The sequence below is a fragment of the Propioniciclava sp. genome, from assembly GCF_029977985.1.
GTDB lineage: Bacteria > Actinomycetota > Actinomycetes > Propionibacteriales > Propionibacteriaceae > Propioniciclava.
The window spans coordinates 1-4824 of record NZ_JARKOT010000054.1; the positions used below are offsets into that span (position 1 = coordinate 1).

The following is a 4824-nucleotide window of genomic DNA, read 5'->3' on the forward strand; positions in this document are numbered from 1 at the left end:
CGACCGTCGGTCAGCCACACCCCATTTCCTGACTTCCTGACCACCGACAGCGAGCACTGTTGGAACACCTCGCACGCCGTCCGCTCGCGCATCCCATCGCGAACCACTCCACCCACGGTCAGCCCGTGCGGGCCCAGATCGTCCGAGCGCAAGCCATCCAGCCGCCGGTAGGCGTCCTCCACCGACAGATCCAGATAGCCATGTACCAAACCCAGCGCGGCCCGATGCCGTTTCAGCACCGCCGCCACCAACTTCCACGGATGTAGTTCCACGGTTGCAACTTTGCACCGGGATACCTACATGATCAAAGCGACACGCAGAACCGCAAGCTAACTCGCCTCGACAATCGGTCATGCTCACGATCATACCATAATATGTAGGTAATGACTACGTTTTTTGCATGATTCAGACGTTGATTATCCAGATAAGTCGACTACACGTGGTGGGGCCCCATTGACATCGTCTCCGCCGGCACAGCGCAGTTGAGCAAGCGGTATGGGTTCATCTACGTCGACCGCAACGACGACGGCACCGGCACCCTCGAGCGCTACGCGAAGAAGAGCTACGCCGCCTACGCCGAGATCATCGCGACCAACGGCGCCTCGGTGTTGAACTGAGGGGGGCCGTCGGGGGCTGTCACGTTTCTGACATAGGGATTCGGTTCACGTGAACGGAATCCCTATGTCAGAAAGGCTATGCCCGGACGCCGCCGCTCGCGCCGCGACGAAGGCGGCGACGCAGGCGCGCACGTCGTCGCTGGAATGCGCCGCCGACAACTGGACACGGATGCGCGCCTTGCCGCGCGGCACCACCGGGAAGCTGAACGGGATCACGTACACCCCGGACTCGCGCAGCATGTGGTCGGCGATCCTCCCCGCCAGGCGGGCCCCCTCCTCGCCCGGGAACATCACGGGCGTGATGGGGTGCGGCGGCACCCCGGTGGGCCGGACGGCGTCCGATGCGACGCCGGCAAAGGGGTCGAGGTCGAAGCCGGCCTCCGCCATGAGGGCGCGGAACAGCTCGGTGTTCGCGACGAGCCGGGCGCGGGCGTCTGCCGAACCGGCCACGAGATCCAAGGCGGCCAGCGACCCGGCCACCACGCTCGGCGCCACCGAGTTGCTGAACAGGTAAGGGCGCGCCCGCTGCCGCAGCAGATCGACGATGGCCTGGTGGCCGCTCACGTAGCCCCCGGACGCGCCGCCCAGCGCCTTGCCGAGGGTCCCGGTGAGGATGTCGACGCGCTCGGCGACGCCGAACAGCTCGGGTGTCCCTCGGCCGCCGCCGCCCACGAACCCGACCGCGTGCGAATCGTCGACGAGCACGAGCGCCCCATGGGCGTCCGCGAGGTCGCAGATCTCGCGCAGGGGGGCGTAGGCCCCGTCCATGCTGAAGACACCGTCGGTCACGATGACCTTGAACCGCGCGGACGCCGCCGCCTCCAGCTGGGCGGCCAGGTCGGCCATGTCGGCGTTGCGGTAGCGGTAACGGGCGGCCTTGCTCAGCCGGATGCCGTCGATGAGGGAGGCGTGGTTGAGCTCGTCGGAGATGATCGCGTCCTCCGGCCCGAACAACGCCTCGAACACGCCCCCGTTGGCGTCGAAGCAGCTGCTGAACAAGATGGTGTCGTGGGTGCCGAGGAACTCGCTCAGCCGCGCCTCCAGGTCGGTGTGCGGCGCTTGGGTGCCGCAGATGAACCGTACCGACGCCATGCCGAAGCCGTAGGCGTCCAGCCCCGCGTGCGCCGCAGCGACCACGGACGCCTCGTCCGCGAGGCCGAGGTAGTTGTTGGCGCAGAAGTTGAGGACGCCGTCGGCCGCGGTCGTCACGCCGATCTGCGCGCCTTGTGGTGTGGTGATCACCCGCTCGCGTTTGGTGAGGCCGGCCGCCTCGATCGCAGCCAGCGTGTCGGTCAGGTGCGTCTCGAATGCCCCGTACATGCAACCTCCTCGTCCCCACGCTAGACCACCGGGCGTCATGATGGATCCCACACGGACGCCTCCGGGGCAGGCACCGCGGACGGCCCCGGATGACGGGGCGAGGGAAGGGAGGGAGGACCATGAAGCTCCAGCTGGCCCTCGACACGCTGCCGCTCGGGGCGGCCATTGCGTTGTGCCGCGACGTGGTGGACCTGGTCGACATCGTCGAGATCGGCACGCCCCTCATGATGCGGGAGGGGATCCATGCGGTCCGCGCGTTCCGGGACGCCTTCCCGGAGGCCAAGATCCTCGCCGACACGAAGATCATGGACGGCGGCCACCTCGAGAGCACCCTGATGTTCGCCGCGGGCGCGGACTACGTGACCGTGCTCGGTGTCGCGGACCCCGCCACCCTCGCCGCCTGCGTCGACGCGGCTCGCGCAGCGGGCGGTCGGGTCGTCGCCGACCTGCTCTGCGTCGACGACCTCGCGGCCCGCGGACCCGAACTGGTGGCCCTCGGTGTGGACGTGCTCGCCGTCCACACCGGCACCGACCAGCAGGCCAGCGGCCGGACGCCCCTCGGCGACCTGCGGACGCTCCGCGCCGCCCTCCCGGACGCGGACCTCGCCGTCGCCGGCGGGATCTCCGCGGCGACCATCGCCGCCTACGTGGCCGAGCGCCCCGCGATCGTCATCTGCGGCTCGGCCATCTGCGACGCTCCCGACCCGCGCGAGCAGGCCATCCTCATCGGCCGAGCCGTCCACGCCGATCCTGACCGAGGAGCGCCCGCATGACCGACCAGCCGCTGGGCACCGGCCCGCGCCTCCGCGCGATCATCGCCGAACTCGACCGGTGGGCGGCCGCGATCCCCGTCGCGGACGTCGACCGCGTGCGCGCCGAGGTGCGTGCGGCGCGGCGCGTCTTCGTCGCCGGAGCCGGCAAGAGCGGGCTCGTCGCCCGCGCGTTCGCCTGCCGCCTCGTCCATCTCGGCCTCGTCGTCCACGTGGCGGGCGACATCACGACCCCCGCCATCGAGAAGGGCGACCTGCTGCTCGTCACGTCGGGCAGCGGCGAGACCGCCGGGATCGCCGCCCTGGTCGCCACCGCGAAGGCCGCCCAGGCCAAGGTGGCGCTGCTCACGATGGGGTCCGACTCCACGATGGGCCGCGCCGCCGATGTCGTCGTCCGGGTGCCGGGCGCCGGGGCCACCGCGCCGGACGGCACCCGCATCACGTCCATCCAGCCCTTGGGCTCGCTCTTCGAGGATCTCTGCCTGCTTGTCTACGACACGCTGGTCGGCGAGCTCATGGCCGACCTCGACCAGTCCGAACAGCAATTGCGCGGGCGCCACACCAACCTCGAGTGAGGCCGCCTAACTCCAGTCCATGATGACCTTGCCGCACGCGCCAGACCGGGCGGTCGCGAAGGCCTCCTCCCAGTCCTCGGCGGCGAAGCGGTGCGTGATGACGGACCGGACGGCGTCCTTGAGCGCCGGCGAGGTCGACAGGATGGAGGTCATCAGGTACCACGTCTCGAACATCTCGCGGCCGTAGATGCCCTTGATGGTGAGCATGTGGGTGATGATGCGGCCCCAGTTCACGGCGTAGTCGGACGACGGGAGGCCCAGCATGGCGATCTTGCCGCCGTGGTTCATGTTGGCGATCATCTCGGCGACCGCCGTGGGGGCGCCCGACATCTCCAGGCCGATGTCGAAGCCCTCGCGCATGCCGAGTTCCTTCTGGGCCTCCGCCAGCCGCGTCCGGCCGGAGTTGACGACCATGTCGGCACCCGCGGCCCCGGCGAGGGCGAGCCGCGTGTCGGAGAGGTCGGTCACGACCACGTGCCGCGCGCCCGCGTGCTTGGCGATGGCCGCCGCCATCACCCCGATGGGGCCGGCCCCCGTGACGAGCACGTCCTCGCCCACGAGCGGCCACTGCAAGGTGGTGTGGGTCGCGTTGCCGAGCGGGTCGAAGATGGCGCCCAGCTCGGGGTCGACCCAGTCGGGGTGCTTCCACACGTTCTCCACGGGCAGCACCACGTAGTCGGCGAACGCGCCGTCGGTGTTGACGCCCAGCCCGACCGTCCGGATGCACTGGTGGCGGCGCCCGGCCCGGCAGTTGCGGCAGTAGCCGCACACGATGTGCCCCTCGCCCGACACCTTGTCGCCCGGCGCGAGCTCTTTGACCTCGGCACCCACCTCGACGATCTCGCCGTAGAACTCGTGCCCGATCGTCTGGGGCAAGCGCATCTGGGAGGCCGCCCAGTCGTCCCACTGCTGCAGGTGCAGGTCGGTGCCGCACAACCCCGCCCGCAGCACGCGGATCTTCACGTCCCAGTCGCCGCCGGTGGGCTCGGGCCGGTCGATGAGTTCGAGGCCTGCCCCGGGCCGCATCTTCGCCAGCGCTCGCATGGCGTCACTCTCCCATCCGGACGCCGCCGGCGCGAGTCACCAGCGCATCGGGCCCTCAGACCAGGAGGAAGACGGCAGCGGCGGCGAGCAGGACACTCACGGCCAGCGTGGCGATCGCCCCGGACGCGTGGCTGGCCGGCAGCCACGGCGCGCGGGCAGCTCTGCCGAGGGTGAGCGCCGGAGCGCCCACGAACGCCCCCAGCAACGCGCCGATGACCCCGCCCGGGAGCCAGTGCCACGGGCCGAGCAGCGCGAGCAGGACCATGCCGAGCCCCGCGTCGATCACCGTCGACGCCGCCGCCACTTTCGTGGGCGGTCGCCGCAGCCCGAGCAGGCACGAGAGGAGGAGAGCCCCGCCCACGACGAGCGCGACGAGCCCGAAGCGGCCGATCTCGGCACGCCAGGCGGGCTCGCGGGTGTCGAGGACGAGGTGGGTGGCGATGGACTCCACCCCGTCGTCGGTGGTCGCCAGAGCGAGCGCGGCGCGGCCGGACTCCC

At 70.5% G+C, this 4824-nt stretch carries 6 protein-coding genes and 1 pseudogene; 3 read left to right on the forward strand and 4 right to left on the reverse strand.

Features of this window, described 5'->3' with window-relative positions; genetic code table 11:
* A partial coding sequence (locus Q1K57_RS03170; protein ID WP_300078924.1) for a hypothetical protein occupies positions 1-272 on the reverse strand: 272 nt, incomplete at its 3' end.
* 174 nt (positions 273-446) lie between these two features.
* On the opposite strand from Q1K57_RS03170, the pseudogene Q1K57_RS03175 reads away from it, so the two are divergent.
* A pseudogene (locus tag Q1K57_RS03175) lies at positions 447-617 on the forward strand (family 1 glycosylhydrolase); the annotation flags it as partial.
* Positions 618-662: 45 nt separating this feature from the next.
* Here Q1K57_RS03175 and Q1K57_RS03180 read toward each other — a convergent pair.
* Entirely contained in the window at positions 663-1937 is a 1275-nt protein-coding gene (locus tag Q1K57_RS03180; RefSeq protein ID WP_300078926.1) for a glycine C-acetyltransferase, read from the reverse strand.
* 119 nt (positions 1938-2056) lie between these two features.
* Here Q1K57_RS03180 and hxlA point away from each other — a divergent pair, with 119 nt between their 5' ends.
* Both hxlA and hxlB read left to right on the forward strand, forming a co-directional pair.
* Positions 2057-2710: a 3-hexulose-6-phosphate synthase gene (gene hxlA / locus Q1K57_RS03185; protein ID WP_300078929.1), complete on the forward strand. Its 654-nt coding sequence runs from the start codon at positions 2057-2059 to the stop codon at positions 2708-2710.
* Complete coding sequence (gene hxlB, locus Q1K57_RS03190) at positions 2707-3282, forward strand: 6-phospho-3-hexuloisomerase (RefSeq protein WP_300078930.1); 576 nt, start codon at positions 2707-2709, stop codon at positions 3280-3282. The genes hxlA and hxlB overlap by 4 nt, the downstream gene beginning before the upstream one ends.
* A gap of 6 nt (positions 3283-3288) precedes the next feature.
* On the opposite strand, the gene tdh is transcribed toward hxlB, so the two are convergent.
* Positions 3289-4326, reverse strand: a complete 1038-nt coding sequence (tdh, locus tag Q1K57_RS03195) for an L-threonine 3-dehydrogenase (RefSeq protein ID WP_300078931.1) — start codon at positions 4324-4326, stop codon at positions 3289-3291.
* Between the two features lie 55 nt (positions 4327-4381).
* Positions 4382-4824: hypothetical protein (locus Q1K57_RS03200; RefSeq protein ID WP_300078932.1), on the reverse strand; the 443-nt coding region annotated here is incomplete at its 5' end.

Bases quoted from the DNA above. Each gene is read 5' to 3' on its own strand.
- Q1K57_RS03180 (WP_300078926.1), bottom strand. From the start codon at position 1,937: ATGTACGGGGCATTCGAGACGCACCTGACCGACACGCTGGCTGCGATC.
- hxlA (WP_300078929.1), top strand. From the start codon at position 2,057: ATGAAGCTCCAGCTGGCCCTCGACACGCTGCCGCTCGGGGCGGCCATT.
- hxlB (WP_300078930.1), top strand. From the start codon at position 2,707: ATGACCGACCAGCCGCTGGGCACCGGCCCGCGCCTCCGCGCGATCATC.
- tdh (WP_300078931.1), bottom strand. From the start codon at position 4,326: ATGCGAGCGCTGGCGAAGATGCGGCCCGGGGCAGGCCTCGAACTCATC.